We start from the raw sequence: 16,950 nt of genomic DNA, 5'->3' as shown, positions 1-16,950 counted from the left end.
CCCAACACCGCGCTCCCACACACTGCCCAGCCCCAGCCCGATCGCCCCCCGAAACTTACACAGAGCACACCCGGGACTCGCACCCAAAACAGCCGGGGCGCCCCCAAGCCCCAGCCTCAAGCCCCCAACACCGTTTGCCGCTAGGCGTCCACCGCAACAATGCGCTGTGCGGAGTACATCACCTGCGGCTTTGGTTGCGCCCCACACGATGCGGCCACCGGCTCGGTATCCGCGGCGGAAATCACCACATCCCAGGACCTACCATCCGGGTGGATCACCCGCCGAAGCTGCTCGTTGTCCCCCAGCTGTCCGACGGCGGGCGCGGGATCGACATCCGCACGCACCGCCAACACCCCAATGCCCGGACACTCCCCCGCCAAGAAAAGCTCGTTAGCGACCGCGATCTCCGCCACCTGCCCGGGACGATCAAAACAGCCCCTTCCCCGGTTGCCGGGCACGAACATCTCCCCGCGCGAGGCAGCTTTGAGCATGTCCAAGGCCGCGGAGCTATTCATGCGGCCAAAGGAGTAGCCCCACGGCAGCAAAATCAACGAAGGCGCAAAGCGGTGGCCCTTGGTGTGGGAAGACTCCCACACCTCATCGCCATAGAAACAGGCCTGCAGGCTAGCAGCCAGGGGACGACCCCGCAGCGCACAGCACATGTCACGCTTGCCGTGCGTGCATACCAACAACAACGGGTGCGTTACATCTTCACCGCCGACCGTATCGGGGCTCGACAAGTCGACCGACAGCACATCCTCCGGGCCGGACACCTTCAGGCGTCGCATCGCCGGCGGGGTTTCCCCATCACCCGTAAAAGCCACATAGAGGTAGCGCTCTTGACGGTGCTGCCCCGCACGCCCCGGCTTGCGCACCAATTGCAGGCCAGCGCCATGCGCCTTGAGATGGGCTCGCATCTTTGCCGCCAACTCCGGGCCAAAAACATCATCGTCTAAGACATCGCGCCCCCACCCGTGCAGATACTCCAGCACCACATACTTTGACCCCGCCTTGGCCGTGCCGGGCAGGGTCTCAAGTTGCTGCGTCGAACACTTCACGGGCCGCGCGGGCTGCGAGGGCTCGGTTGTAGCGGATGCGGGTGCGGGAGTTTCGCTAGACATGGTTGCAGATTACCGCGTCCGCCTCCCCCACGAGCAGTAACGGCGGAGAATTCGGGCACTTTTCCCGCCCTCACTAGCCACTAAACCCATTCGAACATGAGGGTCAAACTATCGAACATTGCGTAACAATGTCGCAACCAAACGCGAAACTTCGCGCACCAATAGTCCCACCAGTCACGTTGTTCGCTAGGGTCAACACCATGACTACCCACGCCAGCACAGCCCGACAAGCCACCTTGAGCATCCTCGCGCTTGCCGCAGCCGGCAGCCTCGTCGCATGCAGCGCCACCGACACCGCCTCCACCAGCACGACCGCGGCGGAACCGAAGTCGATTGCCGCCACCAGCGACACCTCCACCATGGCCAGCACCGCCACCACCCGCCCCAGCGCCGACGCCGGCCTCACCCCCTTGGGAAACGCCAATAAGGAAATGAAAACGCTGCGGCCGGAAGCTCCCAGCAACCTCGTGGTCACTGGGGTTCGCCTCGGCACCCACCAGGGCTTCGACCGGGTTGTTTTCGATCTTTCCGGCCAAGGCCAGCCCGGCTGGTTCATCGACTACGTTGACGCTCCTACCCAACAGGCCTCGGGCCTGCCGCTCAAAACTGCCGGCGACACCTTCCTCGACGTCGGCATCGATGGCACCGCCTACCCCTTCGAGGCGGGCATCAAAGAACCCAACCTGGCTCCTGTTGACGGCCCCGGCCCCATCGTCGCGCAAGTCACCAGCGGCGGCACCTTCGAAGGGCGCAGCCAATTCATCATCGGGCTCAACGGCGGCCAGCACCCCTATTCCGTGCAGGTCCTCACCAACCCCACCCGCCTGGTGATCGACATCTCCCAAGAGGGCTAACCCCCCCACCTTTTTTAAACTGGCCGGCCAGCAAGGCTGGTCGGTAGCCGGCTAGTCGTAGGTCGCCTCCACCCGCCACCGCTGTCGCCACCACACCAACAGCCACGCCCGCGGCGCGCCCTGCTCATCGCGCCCCACCACCTGCAGGCGAGCACACCGCGCGCCACGCACCTCCCGGGCAAGCGCGCCCCCCAGGTCGGGTGCACAGCCGGCGCTGGCAGTCGCCCGCGCCGCGTCATGCACCACCACCCGGCTCGCCCCGGCAGGCACCTCGGCCGGCACCGCGGCCGCACCATCGCAACGCTCAGGCTCCCACCAAGCCTCCTCCACCGGCCACGGCCCCGCCCAGCCAGTCACCTCGCAGCGGCTCTGCCCCCAGGCCACCGCCACCGGCGGCGCCGACAACACCACATCACGCTCCACCCGCACCGGGTTACCTTGCGCATCAAGCACCGCAATCCGCGCCGCCGGATGACTGGGGCCACCACCCCGGCGCGCCGGATGTGGCCCCGGCAGCACCCCGGACCATCCCCCAACGGTGAGGGAGTCCGGCTGGTCCCCGTAGGGAATCAAATCGATACGTTCTAGGGGGCTGCGCCCGCCGGTAGCTACGGGCTGAAGCACCTTATCCACCCCAAGCTGCGCCTGCAGGCGAATAGCCACATCCCGGGCGGCTTCAGCTTTGGCGGAGCCTTCATCCCACAGCACCCCGTCGTCGGCAACGACGCACTCAACGGGGTCAACCTCCACTGCGGTGACCAATCCCCGGCCGCCGCCGCTGAGCCAAGCGTCCAGTTGCCAGCGCACCCGCTCCGCGATCATGCGTTCGTCTACGGCCGCGCGGGTATGCCACGAGCGGGTCAGCCACTGGCGCACCCCGCTGTTGGGATCGAAAAATTCCACCGCAATGCTCAGTCTTTGGCACACCAGCCCCCTGCTGCGCAGCGCGCGGGCTAACCGGTCGCCAACGGTGCGGGCACAAAAGGCAGCCTCGTCGACGCGGGAGAAAGGCTCGGGTGGTTCGACCCGCACCACCCGCTCTGGTTCGGGCAGCGCCGGTGCCACTTTGCGCCCATCGCGGGCGCACGCGATCCGAACAATGTGCATGCCGGCCGCCCCGAAACGGGTGGCCACGGCTTTCGCGGGCAGCTCCGCCACGTCCCCCAAGGTGCGCACTCCGACAGCGATGAGCGCGTCCACTACCTCCGGGTCGCACTGCAATGCCTGCTCCGCGCACACCAAGCCCAGGGGAATGGGGGCCAAAAACTCGCGACTATCCTCATCTGGCGCAATGATGTGCTGGTAGCGGGCTGCCAGCATCGCGGTGGGAATCTCGGGGGCCACCCCCACGCACGTGTCCACCCCCGGCACGCTGGCCGCGTCCGTCAGCCGCATCATCGCCCGTTTTTCGCCGCCATAAAACTTCACCAGCGGATCCCACGCCACCACCGCCAACCCGGGGCGCACGATTTCCACACTGGCGGCGACCTCATCCAGTCCCTGCACAATGGGATCAAACAGGCGCGCATCGCGCTGCTCATCGTGGTCAAAAAGCACCAACTCGGGGCACACGCTCAATGCATGACGTCCCCGCATGTCGCGTCGCACTCCCTGCCGTCGCGCAGCAGCATTGGCCACCAACACCCGGTTGTTGTGCACAATCGCCACCGGCGAAAAATGCCCCACCCGCGGTGCCGCGCCGTGTTTTTCTGCCTGGGCTGCCGCCTCCAGGCGCGCGGCATGGGCCGGCCAATCCGGGTACCACAACGCAACCACCCGCATCACTCACACACCTCCTGCACAACAACCACGCAAGCCCATACAAGCCCGTACAAGCCTGTACAAGCCCGCGTGTCCTCCACCGTGTTTTCCTAACCGGCAATAACCCGCAACCCAGCGGCAGCCGCTGCCGGCTGCTGCGCACAATGACCAATATCGACAGTGGCCACCCGCGGTGGCTGCCCTTTGGCCCGCACCTGCACGCTCACACTGACTCCACGAATCCGCCCCACCCCACGGCCCGCACCATGAAAACCACTGACCCGCGCATCCAACGACACCGCCGGGGAGGGAACCGTGGCGCCACTAAACAACACCGCCGCCACCCCCGACCGCACCCGCGACAACAATGGGCGCACCCGCGTCGGACTGATCTGCCAGGAACGCGCCGAACGAAACAGCACCACATCCACCCCCTCAGCCAACACCCCCACCGTGTGCAAAGGATCCTTACCCGCATCCGGCACAACAATCACCCGCGACAAATCCCCCTCGTCGGCGACCTGGGCGTACACAAAATCAGGCCACCCCACCACCGCCACAAACAATCCCGCGGCCGTGCACTGCGCCAACACATCCGCCAACCACACCGAAGACGCCGACACGTGGCTGACCGCGCGACGCGGCAAACCCCCACCCGGCAACAATCCCCCCACTGCGCCACCCAACGGCACCACGTCCTGCCGCACCCCCGCAGCACCCACCCCACTACCGGATCGCACAGACTTTTCATCCCCGCCCAGAAAGCCGCCGTCGGAAACCGCGGCGAGCGCATTTTCCCGCGCACCATCAGCCACCACAGCTTCCGGCCGCACAGAACCCGGCACCACGCGCAAAGGCTCCCGCCCCACCCCGGCAGAAACCCCCATCGCTGCAGCAGAAGGCAAACTGCTCGCGCTCACCAAATCCGCGCCGGAATCCGCAGCCTTTCGCCGCAGCTCCGCCAACACAGCCAACTTTTCTTGCGCAACCATGTTCGACAACTTAGCGCCATCACCACAATCAATGGCCGCCAATTTTCGAACACCTGTTCCCGTCATGCGTTCATGCTAACCCCTGCCCCCACACCACAGCAACGCCCCAGCACACCCCCACCCCCAGCGCGCCGACACCCCACCCCGATGCCAGCGCGCACCCCGCACTAATCCAAATCGTGGGCGCTCGCCCACCGCGACAACGCATACCTATTCGACGTCTGCGTCTTACGCAAAATATTCGACGCGTGCGTCTCCACCGTCTTGATCGAAATAAACAACTCCGACGCAATCTCCTTATAGGTGTAGCCCCGCGCCAACAACCGCAACACCTCCCGCTCACGCCGCGTCAACACATCCGGATTCACCCCACCCTCAGGCTCCTCAGCCTCAGTCCCAGCCTCAGCCTCAGCCTCCTGCACCTGACCCGGCGCAGGCGCTGCCACCGACGCATCAGGACGCGAAAACGCATCCAACACAAACCCCGCCAAACGCGGCGAAAACACCGCATCCCCCTCAGCCACCCGACGCACCGCATCCACCAACTCATCACTGGCGATCGTCTTCGTCACATACCCCCGCGCACCAGCACGAATAATCGCAATCACATCCTGCGCCGCATCAGAGACACTCAACGCCAAAAACCGCGTCCGCGCAGCAACCTCCGGGCGCGCCAAGGACTCCCGCAACACCTGCAATCCACCCCCGTCAGGCATGTGCACATCCAGCAGCACCACATCAGGAGCCGCATCCACAATGCCAGCCACCGCCTCAGCTACCGTGCCGGCCTCCCCCACCACCTCCACAGCATCAGAAAACTTAGCCAGCTCAGAGCGAACCCCAGCCCGAAACATGGAGTGATCATCAACAATCATTACGCGCGTCATAACCACCGATCATGCCACCTCCCCACCACCACAGACACCCCACCACGACCCAAACCTCGAAAAACACCCCTCACACAGAACAGGTCAACTCCACCTCACAGCCCCGCCCCGGCGCGGAAGTAATCCGCACCCCACCACCAACAGACTCCACCCGCTGCCGAATCGACTGCGCCACCCCATGCCGATCCTCCGGCACCGCATCCACATCAAAACCCGCGCCCCGATCCCGAATAAAGATCTCCACCTGGCCGCCAAAATTCTCCACAAACAAATCCGCCTTATCCACCCCCGCGTGCTTGGCCACATTCACCAGACTCTCCCGCGCCGCCCCGGTGAGCGCCTCCACCTTCGCCTGCGGTGGCACATCGTCACCCACCGTGACCACATTGACGCGAATCCCATACAAATCCTCCACATCACCGGCAGCATCCGCCAAGGACACAAACAAAGAATCCGCCTGCGCCGGCTCATCAAACAACCAGGCACGCAACTGCCGCTCCTGCCCGCGCGCCAGCCGGGCCACCGCCGCCGAATCATCACTGCGCTGCTGAATCAGCGCCAGGGTCTGCAGCACCGAATCATGCAACCGCGCCGCGATTTCGGCCCGCTGTGCTTCCTGGGCGCGCGCCAAACGCTCCCCCAGCAAGCTGTCCCACAGCCGCAACCACAGCGGCAACCCCAAGCCCACCACACCCATCAAGGTGACAAACACCGCCAAAATCGACGACACCAACGCCTTCTGGTTTTCCCAGTTCAGCACCACAATGACGATGCCGATCAGCACCAGGGCGGCACCGCCGCCCATAAACATCACCGAGGTCCGAGAATTGATCCCTTCCGCACCCCGGTCATAGGCCTGCCACGCCAGCACCGCGCCGGCCCCCACAATCACAAACGGCAACAGCACAGATGCCGCCAGGCTCGTTGCAGAGGACAACCCCACCACGCTCACCGCGCCCGCCCCCAAAGCAACCACCGTCCACCACCGGGACCGTTCCGGCGGCACGCCCCCAGCAGCATCCTCCACAGCAGCGCCGGTGTGAGAGGAATCCACCGGCGGCAGCTCCCGCCGCCCCACAAACGGCGCCGTCATCGGATACGGGCGCACACTGCCCACCACCGATGGGCTCGACACCCACAACAGGGCGTACACGCCCACCCCCATGCCGCCTAAAGCAACCAGCACCAAAAACGCCACCCGCACAATGGCCACGTTGATGGAAAACTGGGCACTCAACCCAGCCGCCACACCAGCCACCGCCCGCCCGGAACGGGGACGCACAAACCGCGGATACGGCCGCGAAAGCACATTCGCCGCCCCCGGCGCGCCACCGCCCGGTGGGTACGCCGCCACCAGGGCGGAAGCGCTACGCGCAGCATCATCCCCACGCACCACGGGGTCGGCTGAGGGGAATCCCGTGGTGTCGCGCGGGTGATCTTCCGGAAGGCGGGGTGCTGTCATGCCCCCATCTTGCCCGCAAGCCGGAACAACAATCCAGCCCATAGCGTCTTTAAGCACCCTGATTTTTCAAAAATCGGGGCAAACCCCGATGTGTTTCACCCCGCCCGCACAGCACACTAGAAACATGAACACTCCCGCCACACCCACGCCCGGCGACAGCACCCCCAGCACGGGGGTTGTGCCCCCACCGCCGCGCCGCGAAAGCCACGCCAGCGAACACCCGGCGGTGCCGTCGACGGCGCACATGTGGCAAACCCTGCCGCGCCGTATTCCCCGCACCCCGCACACCGGCACCAAACTCGCCGGCGTGTGCGAAGGCATCGGGGTGCGCTACTTCATCGACCCCACCATCGTGCGTGTCCTGTTTGTTGTCTCCGCGTTCTTCGGCACCGGCATCCTCGGCTACATTCTCGCCTGGTTCCTCATGCCCCGCTGGGGCAGCGACACAAGCCCCGCCGGCATGCTGACCCGCACCCCGCGCACCCCGGAAGAAACCAACGACAAATCCACCGGCGTTCTCCTCGGCCTCATCATCGGCATCTGGGTGGTGTTCGGCAGCATTGTCTCCATCGGCACCACCTCGCCTGCCATTGGGGGCGGATTCCTCGGCGGCATGCTGCTCCTGCTGCTGTCGTGGGCGGTGTTCTATTTACTTCACCCCGCCATCCCGGAAGCTATGCGGCCCCTTTTTGCCGCAAACCTCTGGGACGCCACCCACAGCAATTCAGCCGCCTCCGCAGCACTCACCGCCTCCGCTAGCGGCCTGGCAACCCCTGGGTCCTCAACTGCGCAGGCGGACGACAACAGCAACTCCCTCCTCAACCACGACGGAACCCCCATGACTGACAGCAACAAGCCTGGCCCGGACAACACCCCCAACCCCCACGAGGACAACACCGCCACACACACCCAGGAAACCCTCGAACTGTCCGCGGTCTCCGACGACAGCACGGACACTTCCTCGCCGCCCACGGAACCATCCCCCACGGACAGCCCCGTCAGCTACCCCGCCATCACCGCCGACGCCAACCCCTACCCCGCGGGGGTTCCCACCACGTCCACCGCGGCCACGACCCTGCTGAAAGTGTTCGGCTGGTTCATCCTCGTTGCCTCCCTCGCGGCGGCCGCACTCTCCGTGGCAATCGTCTACGGCCTCATGTCGAATACCACCGGATACGAAGCCCCCAGCTGGGCAATCGCCGGCCTCGTCGGCCTAGGCGTAGCGCTGACCGGACTCGCCCTCACCCTGGTCTGTTACGCCCGATTCCGGGAAGCCCTATTCGCCGCCATCGCAGTCATCGGGCTGACCTTCACGGTTTTCGCCCTCGGATTGTGGATGGGCAACAACCCCGCTTTCGACGAGCGAGTGACCTGGGACAGTGCCCCCAGCGACGCATATTGGGCAGACTACGAAACCAACGGCGATGACCACATGAGCATCGATGAGCTCACCGCCACCGAAGCCGCAGAACACCCCATCACCTTCGTCAACGGCACCCTCGAAGTCGATGCAACAGAACTCAGCCCGCTGACCGAACCGGTCACCCTGCCAATCACCATGAAAGCCGGGGTGCTCACCATCGATGTGCCCGCCGCGGTGCCGACCATCGTCACCTGCACCATCGTCAAAAGCAGCGAGCCCTGCGAAACCCGCTACTACAACGCCGGTGCCCCCGGAGAGGTGCTCACCATGAAAACCACCCTCACCAAAGGCGTCATCGACATCACCGACGCGCACGCACAAATCTCCAACGAGATGGAATTCAGCTACCACCACGCAGTGACTGCCCCCAACACAAGCGAGGCGAAAGAAACCGTGACAGTCACCGTCACCAAGGACAACACCGCACCCAGCTCTCCAACAGCTAGTGAAGCAGCCCCCGCCGCCGAACCAGCCGCTGCCCGCTAGCCCCCACAAACCCACCCGCAACAGCGAAAACCCGCCCCGTAGAACAACGGGGCGGGTTTTGGCTATCACCGGCCTACCGACACCACAGTCGGTGTCACGGCAGCCGAATCACCTACACGGCGGGGAGTCTTTACTCCCACTCGATGGTTCCCGGCGGCTTGGAGGTGCAGTCCAACACGACACGGTTAACATCCGCGACCTCATTGGTAATGCGGGTGGAGATCTTCTCCAACACGTCATATGGAATACGAGTCCAGTCAGCAGTCATCGCATCCTCACTGGACACCGGGCGCAACACAATCGGGTGGCCGTAAGTACGGCCATCGCCCTGCACGCCCACGGAACGCACATCCGCCAACAGCACAACCGGGCACTGCCAAATCTCAGCATCCAGGCCAGCATTGGTCAGCTCCGTGCGAGCAATCAAGTCAGCGGCGCGCAGAGTCTCCAGGCGATCCTCGGTGACCTCACCAATGATGCGGATACCCAAACCGGGGCCCGGGAAAGGCTGACGGTTCACGATCTCTTCCGGCAAACCAAGCTCGCGACCAACCGCACGCACCTCGTCCTTAAACAGCAAACGCAGCGGCTCAACAAGCTCGAATTCCACATCGTCCGGCAAACCACCGACGTTGTGGTGGGACTTAATGTTGGCGGTGCCGGTGCCACCACCGGACTCCACCACATCCGGGTACAGGGTGCCCTGCACCAAGAAATCAACGCTCGAGCCCTCAGGGGCGTCCTCCAGGACACCAGCAACCGCACGCTCGAAGGAACGGATAAACTCCGCGCCGATAGCCTTACGCTTCGCCTCCGGCTCGGTCACACCAGCCAGCTTCGACAGGAAAGCCTCACGCTCATCCACGGTGACCAGCTTCGCGCCAGTTGCAGCAACAAAGTCGTTTTGGACCTGCTCACGCTCGCCGGCACGCAGCAGACCATGATCGACGAACACACAGGTCAAACGATCGCCAATGGCGCGCTGCACCAGGGCGGCCGCAACCGCGGAATCAACACCACCGGACAGGCCACAAATCGCGCGACCATTCTCGCCGACCTGGGCGCGCACAGCCTCGATAAGCTCCTCGGCAATATTGGCCGCAGTCCAGTTCTGCTCCAGGCCAGCAATCTCCGTCAGGAAGCGCACCAGCACCTCCTGGCCGTGCGGGGAGTGCAACACCTCAGGGTGATACTGCACGCCAGCCATGCGCTTCGCCTGGCACTCGAACGCGGCCACCGGGGCACCAGCCGAGTGGGCGGTCACCGTAAAGCCTTCAGGAGCAGCGTGCACCGCATCGCCGTGGCTCATCCACACCTGGTGGGTCTCCTCGAGACCGTTGTGCAGCACACCCCCATCGACATGCATGTCCGTGCGGCCGTACTCGCGGTTACCGGTGTTGGCAACCTCGCCACCCAGCGCGTGGGTCATGGCCTGGAAGCCATAACAAATACCGAAGACAGGAACCCCCAACTCCAGCAGTGCCGGATCCAACTTCGGGGCGCCATCAGCATAAACACTGGACGGGCCGCCGGACAGCACCAGCGCTGCCGGGTTTTTGGCCTTGATCTCCTCCACCGTGGCGGTGTGGGGAACGACCTCGGAGTACATTTTCGCCTCACGCACACGGCGGGCGATCAGCTGCGCATACTGCGCGCCGAAATCGACCACCAGGACGGGCTTGTGGTTTGCGGTTGCGTTTTCAGTCACGCCCCATAGACTACCGCACACAAAACATGGGGCATACCCGCAACAACAACGCCCTACGCCCTACCCCCGCGCACAAGCAAGCAGCAAACGACCCGCAACCCAAACAAGGCCACCTGCAAAAGAAGGCGGCCTTGCCGACAGCAGGAATAACACCTACCGCCAACGCGTCGCAATAGCCCGAAACACTACAGCGAGCGCAAACTTCAACGGTTTCTACTCGTAGGTCTCATAAAACTTCGCATACTCTTCAGAGCCCACGCGCACCATGTGCGACCCCGTCGCAACCCCCAAGAAACGGCCATGAGGGCCAGGCGTGATGAAATGCTGCTCCCCATCAGCACCGGAGAAAAACACCGAGCCCTGCGGGAAGTTACGCAACAATTCCTGCTCAGACGAGGTGATGTCGGCGGAAGTGCCCATGAGGCTGATCTTGCGAAGAAACAGTGGCTGAATAGTCAACGCCACCAGCCGGCCATTGCGGAAAGAGCCATAAACGCCATCTTTCTCATAGATATCGACCGGGTTGCTGCCGCTAAAGCTAAAGGCACCACGATATTTCGCGCCCAAAGCCTTCCACTTGTCCGGCCCTTCGCCGAAGCGGAACGGCCCGAACCCATCCCAGGTCAAAGCCCACCCATAAGCATCGGAAATTGCCTGAGACTGGGCCTCATCACCCACAGAATTCACGATGTACTGATGTTTCCAGCTGCCACCGGAAAACACCACCAGCAGCACAACACCCGGCGTGCTGGTGGGCCACCAATAGCGATCACCCCGGCGCAAAGCAGGCTGGCCATACAAATCCAAAGCTTTGCGCAGCCCATCGTTTTCCCACGGGCTAGTATTCGGCATCGGAATCCACAGCTTCTGCTTGGTGAACACATTGCGAGCCTCTAGATAACCTGAGCCATCGCCCTTAGGCATGGAGTGGAAGAAAGCGTAATCACCATAGGTGCTAGCGCCGTTGGTTTCCCAAGCCCACCAGCCACTGGAAGGCACCGGATCGGAGGTCACCACCCGCAGCCCGGACGTGCTCCCATGATTGGGGGCAGATGGCGTAGCCGCGCCAGCTGGCGGGGCCGCCAAAGACACAGTTCGCAACTGCCCATTGCCATCAAAAGTGACCTGCAACCAAGGCTGCTCGGCATCATCCAGGTGATAGAACTGGGTGGAACCACCATCGGCAACCCGGGCCGGTTCACCGTAGATTTCCTTCAACGCTGCGCTAGTAATCGGAGTGACCGCGGGCCAGCGCATCGTTTTGCAACCCAGGTTGTCGGAATCCAAAAAACGCGCATAACCATTGGCATACACCGAGAAGCGGTTCTCGCGATCCTCCCACACCTCCGCCGGCCCAAAACCAGCAGAACCATTACCAATACAGGCGCCACCATCTTCGGTGTAATCCATATCGGGATGATTATCACCCAACGCAATAGTGCGAGTGGCGGCCTGATTGTTCCCACCAGGCGCAGTGGTGGCCGGGCGAACTGCTTCCGCAACCCCGGGAGCTACCGCAGAAAGGGAGCTCAAAAGATCGCAACCACTAAGTGCTGTCGTGCACACCAGCACCCCAGAGAGCAGCACAGTTTTGCGAGTACGCATATATGAAGACACCGTCCTTGATGTTGCAGTTCGACCGCACCCCAGGTGTGTGAACTTGAATCGACAAAAATGCTTTCTAGGGACTTATTTTTCTCCCCGCGGGCAGAGAAAGGAAGATGTGGCGCTGCCCCAATTTCTGGGGGTTGAGTGATGGTGGGTGCTGCACGAGGGTGAGTTTTCGCCAATGCATGCACGGGTTTTCTTTAGGATGGCGACTATGCGCACAGTGGTTTTCATCCAGCACGAATCTGACATTCCCCCGGGCACGTTAATGATGCACGCAAGGGATATTGGTGCCCACGCCACGGTGATCGAAGCGTGGTCTGATGGTGGTGCGGAAGCAATCACCCAGTTGGAGCGCACGCTGCGGGAAGATCCCACCGCCCGCGCACATACTGCCGTGGTGGTGCTAGGCGGTCGGGCAAACGCCTACGCCGACCAGCGGTGGCCGTGGTTACCGGCAACTAAAGAGCTCATTCGCACCTGCGTCGCCACAGATGTGCCCTACCTGGGCGTCTGCCTAGGAATGCAGCTAATGTGCGTAGCCTTAGGCGGCCAAGTCACTAGCCCCGCAACAGACGGCGCAGAATACGGACCTACCCGCCTAGCAAGCGGCATGGTGGTTTACGAAGACCACGAAGACGCAGTCACCAAGATCCCACCGCAAGCGCAGGTACTAGACAGCAGTGAGAAGTACCCGCAGGTCGTGCGCGCCGGGCGGGCTGTGGGGGTGCAGTACCATCCCGAGGTTACTGAGGAGATTGTGCGGGATTTCCTGGCGGATAACGATGAGATTGCCGATAAGGAGGCGGTGGTGACTGCCTACCTGGAGCATGCAGATGACATGAGTGGGCATGCCCGGAAGTTGGTTGAAGGGTTGGCTGGGGCTTAGCGCTTCGAGGGCGCTGCTTGGTGGAATCGGAGTTTTCGCAGGCAAACACTACACTGTTTGGCATGCGTAAACGTCTTTCTTGGCTCGCGGTTGGCGTGCTAACCACTCTGGTTGTTTTAGCTTTGGTGCTTGGTTTGGTGGGGCTTGCAGGCTACAAAATGTGGGATAAGCCCGGGGCGACGATCACGTCGACCACGATTGAGAATTCTTTCCAAGACATCGCTGAGTTGTCGACGGAGGAGTACACCTTCACGCGCGTCGGTAAGCACAACAAGGATGGTTATCACTTGATGGGCCAGAAGGTTCCGTTCACCGGCAACTCTTTCATCATCGTCTATAGCGGCAGCGTGAAGGCCGGCCTGCCGAACATGGAGGACGTTCACGTCACGATTGATGATTCGAGTCGCACTATTACCATTGCGGCGCCGAAAGTCGCGGTGACCAACTCGGAAATCGATCCGAATTCGATCGAACAGTATGACCAGTCGATGAACCCGTTGAACCAAATTAAGGTCTCTGATGTGTCGCAGTTTTTGGCCTCTGCGAAGCGTAATGCTGAGGTGGAGGCCATCGACGGTGGTTTGTTGAAGCGCGCGCAGAAGCGCACCGAAGAACTGCTGAGTGCGCAGGTTGAGGCGCTCATCCTGAAGACAGATAAAAAGGGCTACACGATTTCCTTCGACTGGAAGTAACCAGCCACAGCACATAGGTCAAATCCCCTTCGAGTCACCGCACGTGCGGTGATTCGAAGGGGATTTGGTATCAGGTGGATGTTAGAAGGTGACGGTCAGGTCGACTTTCTGGAAGCGCTTGAGCTCGGTGAAGCCGCATTTGGCCATGGCGCGTTTGAGTGCGCCCACGAAGTTCAGGGTGCCCAACGGATCAGAGGAGGGGCCGAACAGGACGACCTCCAGGCTGGGGGCCTCGGTGGTGTCTTCGGGGAGCAGCACCGGTTCGACCATGCCACGCGGGAAGCGCGGGTGGGCGGCAACGGAGGGCCAGAAGTAGCCCTTGCCGGCGGCTTCCTTGGCGCGAGCCAGGCAGGAACCCAGGATGACGCCGTCAGCACCGCAGGCAATGGCTTTCACGGCGTCGCCGGAGTTGAAGATCTCGCCGTCGGCGATGACGTGCACGTAGCGGCCGCCGGTTTCGTCGAGGTAGTCGCGGCGGGCTGCAGCGACATCGGCGATGGCAGTTGCCATCGGGGAATCAATGCCGAGTGCGACATTGTTGGTGGCTTCGCCGTCACCGACGATGACGCCGGCCACGCCGGAACGCATCAGGTGCATGGCGGTGGAGTAATCGCCAACGCCGCCGGCGATGACCGGGACGTCGAGGGAACCGACGAATTCTTTGAGGTTCAGCGGCTGGCCGTCGTTTTCGACGTGCTCAGCAGAGACGATGGTGCCCTGGATGAACAGCAGCTCAGCGCCGGCTTTGATGACGATGGGGGCGAGTTCGCGGGCACGTTGCGGGGACACGCGAACGGCGACGGTGGCGCCGCTGGCGCGTACTTGGGCGATGCGCTCGGAGAGGAGTTCGGTGTCCAGCGGTGCGGCGTGGAGTTCTTGCAGGACTTTGTTGGCTGCGACGCTGTTGTAGTCGAATTCGCCGGCCTCGTTGGTGGCGGCGGCGCGGACGCTGTCGATGGCGGCGTTGAGGTCGGCGTGGCGACCCCAGAGGCCTTCGGCGTTGATGACGCCCATGCCACCGAGGCGGTCCATTTCGATGATGAACTCGGGGTCAGCTAGGGCATCGGTCGGGTGGGACACGAAGGGAACCTTGAAGGTGTAGGCGTCGATGTGCCAGGTGGTGTCGACGTCCTTGCTGCTTCGGGTGCGGCGGGAGGCAACGATGGAGATATCGCTGAGGTTCCATCCGCGGCGAGCGGTGCGGCCGGTGCCGAGTTCTACATATTCACGCATAGTCCCCAACTCTAGTCGGGCGTGGTTGGTGCCCGCTATGTGCACCCACTTTTTCACCCCTTGGGTCTTTTCAGCCGCCGGGTGCTTGGGGGTGAGTGGTTGGGCTACCGGTAACTGGGGTGGGCATGAGAACACCCGGCCACCGCGGGGTGCGGGTGGCCGGGTGTGGTTTAGGCTGTGTGCTGCTACTGCGGGTTAACGCTGGTAGTAGTTGGGGGCCTCGACGGTCATTTGGATGTCGTGGGGGTGGGATTCACGCAGACCAGCTGCGGTGATTTGGACGAACTGTGCATTGTGCAGTTCTTCGACGGTGGCGGAGCCGGTGTAGCCCATGGCCGCACGCAGGCCACCGACCAGCTGGTGGGTGATGGCGTCGATGGGGCCGCGGAAAGGAACGCGACCTTCGATGCCTTCCGGCACGAGCTTTTCTTCGCTTTTCACGTCGGCCTGGAAGTAGCGGTCTTTGGAGAAGCTGCGCTTCTCGCCGGACAGGCCGCGGCCTTGCATGGCACCGAGGGAGCCCATGCCGCGGTACATCTTGTACTGCTTGCCGTTGACGACGACGGTGTCGCCGGGGGCTTCGGCGGTGCCGGCGAGCAGGGAGCCGAGCATGACGGTGGAGGCACCGGCGGCGAGAGCCTTGGCGATATCGCCGGAGAACTGCATGCCGCCGTCGGCGATGATGGGCACGCCGGCAGCTTTAGCGGGCACGGCGGCTTCCATGATGGCGGTGATCTGGGGGGCGCCGACGCCGGCGACGACGCGGGTGGTGCAGATGGAACCCGGGCCGATACCGACCTTGATGGCGTCCGCGCCGGCCTCGATCATGGCTTTGGCTGCGGTGCGGGTGGCCAGGTTGCCGCCGATGACGTCGACGCGGTCGCCGAATTCTTTTTTGACCTTGGAGACCATTTCGAGCACACCCTTGTTGTGGGCGTGGGCGGTGTCCACGATCAGCACGTCGGCGCCTGCGTCGACGAGGGCTGCGGCGCGGTTCCAGGAGTCTTGGCCGGTGCCGATGCCGGCGCCGACGAGCAGGCGACCGGAGGAGTCTTTGGAGGCGTTGGGGTACTGCTCAGTTTTGACGAAGTCTTTGACGGTGATCAGGCCCACCAGTTTGCCGGCCTTGTCGACGATGGGCAGCTTTTCGACCTTGTTGGTGGACAGCAGCGACAGGGCTTTTTCCTTGGAGACGCCTTCTTCGGCGACGACCAGCGGCATGGGGGTCATGATTTCGGAGACTTTGCGGCTGAAGTCTTGCTCGAAACGCATGTCGCGGTTGGTGCAGATGCCGACGAGGCGACCTTCTTCGTCGACGACGGGCAGCCCGGAGATGCGGTAGCGGGCGCACAGGGCGTCGACTTCCCCGATGGTCATGTCGGGGGTGCAGGTGGCGGGGTTGGTGACCATGCCGGATTCGGAGCGCTTGACCATTTCGACCTGTTGGGCTTGGTCTTCGATGCTCAAGTTGCGGTGCAGCACGCCCATGCCGCCTTGGCGGGCCATGGCGATCGCCATGCGGGCTTCGGTGACGGTGTCCATCGCCGCGGAGATCAGCGGGATGTTCAGTCGGATGTTGCGGGTCAGCATGCTGGACGTGTCCACGTCCGAGGGGATCACGCTGGACTCGTCGGGCAGGAGCAGGACGTCATCGAAGGTCAGACCGACGAGGGCTACCTTGTTCGGATTGTCGCCGCCAGTGGAAACGTGAGGAGCAGTCATGAGGGAAAGTGAATCCTTTGCGCAAAACCGAATGAGGACCGATGAAAATTGGCCGGTGGGAAATGTTTGGCTACTACCCTAGCCTGAATGTCTCGAGGGCAGCGCAACTGAC

The 16,950-nt window shown here is 63.0% G+C and carries 13 protein-coding genes; 4 read left to right on the top strand and 9 right to left on the bottom strand.

What is annotated here, in order from left to right:
* Nucleotides 1-140: 140 nt before the first annotated feature.
* Nucleotides 141-1,121 (bottom strand): sucrase ferredoxin, encoded by a 981-nt coding sequence (locus CAQU_RS02270; protein WP_084562701.1) that lies wholly within the window; start codon nt 1,119-1,121, stop codon nt 141-143.
* A gap of 200 nt (nt 1,122-1,321) precedes the next feature.
* Here CAQU_RS02270 and CAQU_RS02265 point away from each other — a divergent pair, with 200 nt between their 5' ends.
* Nucleotides 1,322-1,975 carry an AMIN-like domain-containing (lipo)protein gene (locus tag CAQU_RS02265; RefSeq protein WP_075724862.1) on the top strand — a complete coding sequence of 218 codons (654 nt, stop codon included), beginning with the start codon at nt 1,322-1,324 and terminating at the stop codon, nt 1,973-1,975.
* A gap of 51 nt (nt 1,976-2,026) precedes the next feature.
* Here the strand turns inward: CAQU_RS02265 and CAQU_RS02260 are convergent, their stop codons facing one another.
* The 4 genes from CAQU_RS02260 to CAQU_RS02245 all read right to left on the bottom strand — a co-directional run bounded on the left by CAQU_RS02260 (nt 2,027) and on the right by CAQU_RS02245 (nt 7,077).
* Nucleotides 2,027-3,757: a Y-family DNA polymerase gene (locus CAQU_RS02260; protein WP_075724860.1), complete on the bottom strand. Its 1,731-nt coding sequence runs from the start codon at nt 3,755-3,757 to the stop codon at nt 2,027-2,029.
* A gap of 89 nt (nt 3,758-3,846) precedes the next feature.
* Nucleotides 3,847-4,728 carry a hypothetical protein gene (locus tag CAQU_RS12550; RefSeq protein ID WP_157108857.1) on the bottom strand — a complete coding sequence of 294 codons (882 nt, stop codon included), beginning with the start codon at nt 4,726-4,728 and terminating at the stop codon, nt 3,847-3,849.
* A gap of 167 nt (nt 4,729-4,895) precedes the next feature.
* Nucleotides 4,896-5,615 (bottom strand): response regulator, encoded by a 720-nt coding sequence (locus tag CAQU_RS02250; RefSeq protein ID WP_075724858.1) that lies wholly within the window; start codon nt 5,613-5,615, stop codon nt 4,896-4,898.
* 70 nt (nt 5,616-5,685) lie between these two features.
* On the bottom strand, nt 5,686-7,077 hold the full coding sequence (locus CAQU_RS02245; protein WP_084562697.1) for an ATP-binding protein: 1,392 nt from the start codon (nt 7,075-7,077) through the stop codon (nt 5,686-5,688).
* Nucleotides 7,078-7,201: 124 nt separating this feature from the next.
* Between CAQU_RS02245 and CAQU_RS02240 the strand changes: the two genes are divergently transcribed.
* The gene (locus tag CAQU_RS02240; RefSeq protein ID WP_075724856.1) at nt 7,202-8,986 is read left to right on the top strand and encodes a PspC domain-containing protein; all 1,785 of its coding nucleotides are present in this window, start codon (nt 7,202-7,204) and stop codon (nt 8,984-8,986) included.
* A 130-nt stretch (nt 8,987-9,116) separates the two neighbouring features.
* On the opposite strand, the gene guaA is transcribed toward CAQU_RS02240, so the two are convergent.
* Both guaA and CAQU_RS02230 read right to left on the bottom strand, forming a co-directional pair.
* A complete protein-coding gene (guaA, locus tag CAQU_RS02235) occupies nt 9,117-10,694 on the bottom strand; it encodes a glutamine-hydrolyzing GMP synthase (protein WP_075724854.1) in 1,578 nt (525 codons plus the stop codon).
* Between the two features lie 213 nt (nt 10,695-10,907).
* A complete protein-coding gene (locus CAQU_RS02230; protein ID WP_157108856.1) occupies nt 10,908-12,299 on the bottom strand; it encodes a hypothetical protein in 1,392 nt (463 codons plus the stop codon).
* Nucleotides 12,300-12,516: 217 nt separating this feature from the next.
* Between CAQU_RS02230 and CAQU_RS02225 the strand changes: the two genes are divergently transcribed.
* Complete coding sequence (locus CAQU_RS02225) at nt 12,517-13,191, top strand: type 1 glutamine amidotransferase (RefSeq protein ID WP_075724850.1); 675 nt, start codon at nt 12,517-12,519, stop codon at nt 13,189-13,191.
* A gap of 62 nt (nt 13,192-13,253) precedes the next feature.
* Nucleotides 13,254-13,883, top strand: a complete 630-nt coding sequence (locus CAQU_RS02220; protein WP_075728283.1) for a DUF4230 domain-containing protein — start codon at nt 13,254-13,256, stop codon at nt 13,881-13,883.
* An 81-nt stretch (nt 13,884-13,964) separates the two neighbouring features.
* Here CAQU_RS02220 and CAQU_RS02215 read toward each other — a convergent pair whose 3' ends face one another.
* Together CAQU_RS02215 and guaB are read right to left on the bottom strand one after the other, a co-directional pair.
* Nucleotides 13,965-15,116, bottom strand: coding sequence for a GuaB3 family IMP dehydrogenase-related protein (locus CAQU_RS02215; RefSeq protein ID WP_075728281.1), 1,152 nt, complete (start codon nt 15,114-15,116; stop codon nt 13,965-13,967).
* A gap of 195 nt (nt 15,117-15,311) precedes the next feature.
* Entirely contained in the window at nt 15,312-16,838 is a 1,527-nt protein-coding gene (gene guaB / locus CAQU_RS02210; protein ID WP_075724848.1) for an IMP dehydrogenase, read from the bottom strand.
* Between the last annotated feature and the right edge of the window lie 112 nt (nt 16,839-16,950).

Source organism: Corynebacterium aquilae DSM 44791 (genome assembly GCF_001941445.1).
In the GTDB taxonomy this organism is placed as follows: domain Bacteria; phylum Actinomycetota; class Actinomycetes; order Mycobacteriales; family Mycobacteriaceae; genus Corynebacterium; species Corynebacterium aquilae.
Note: the sequence above shows the minus strand (reverse complement) of the source record. Positions and strands in the feature narration are given on the sequence as shown.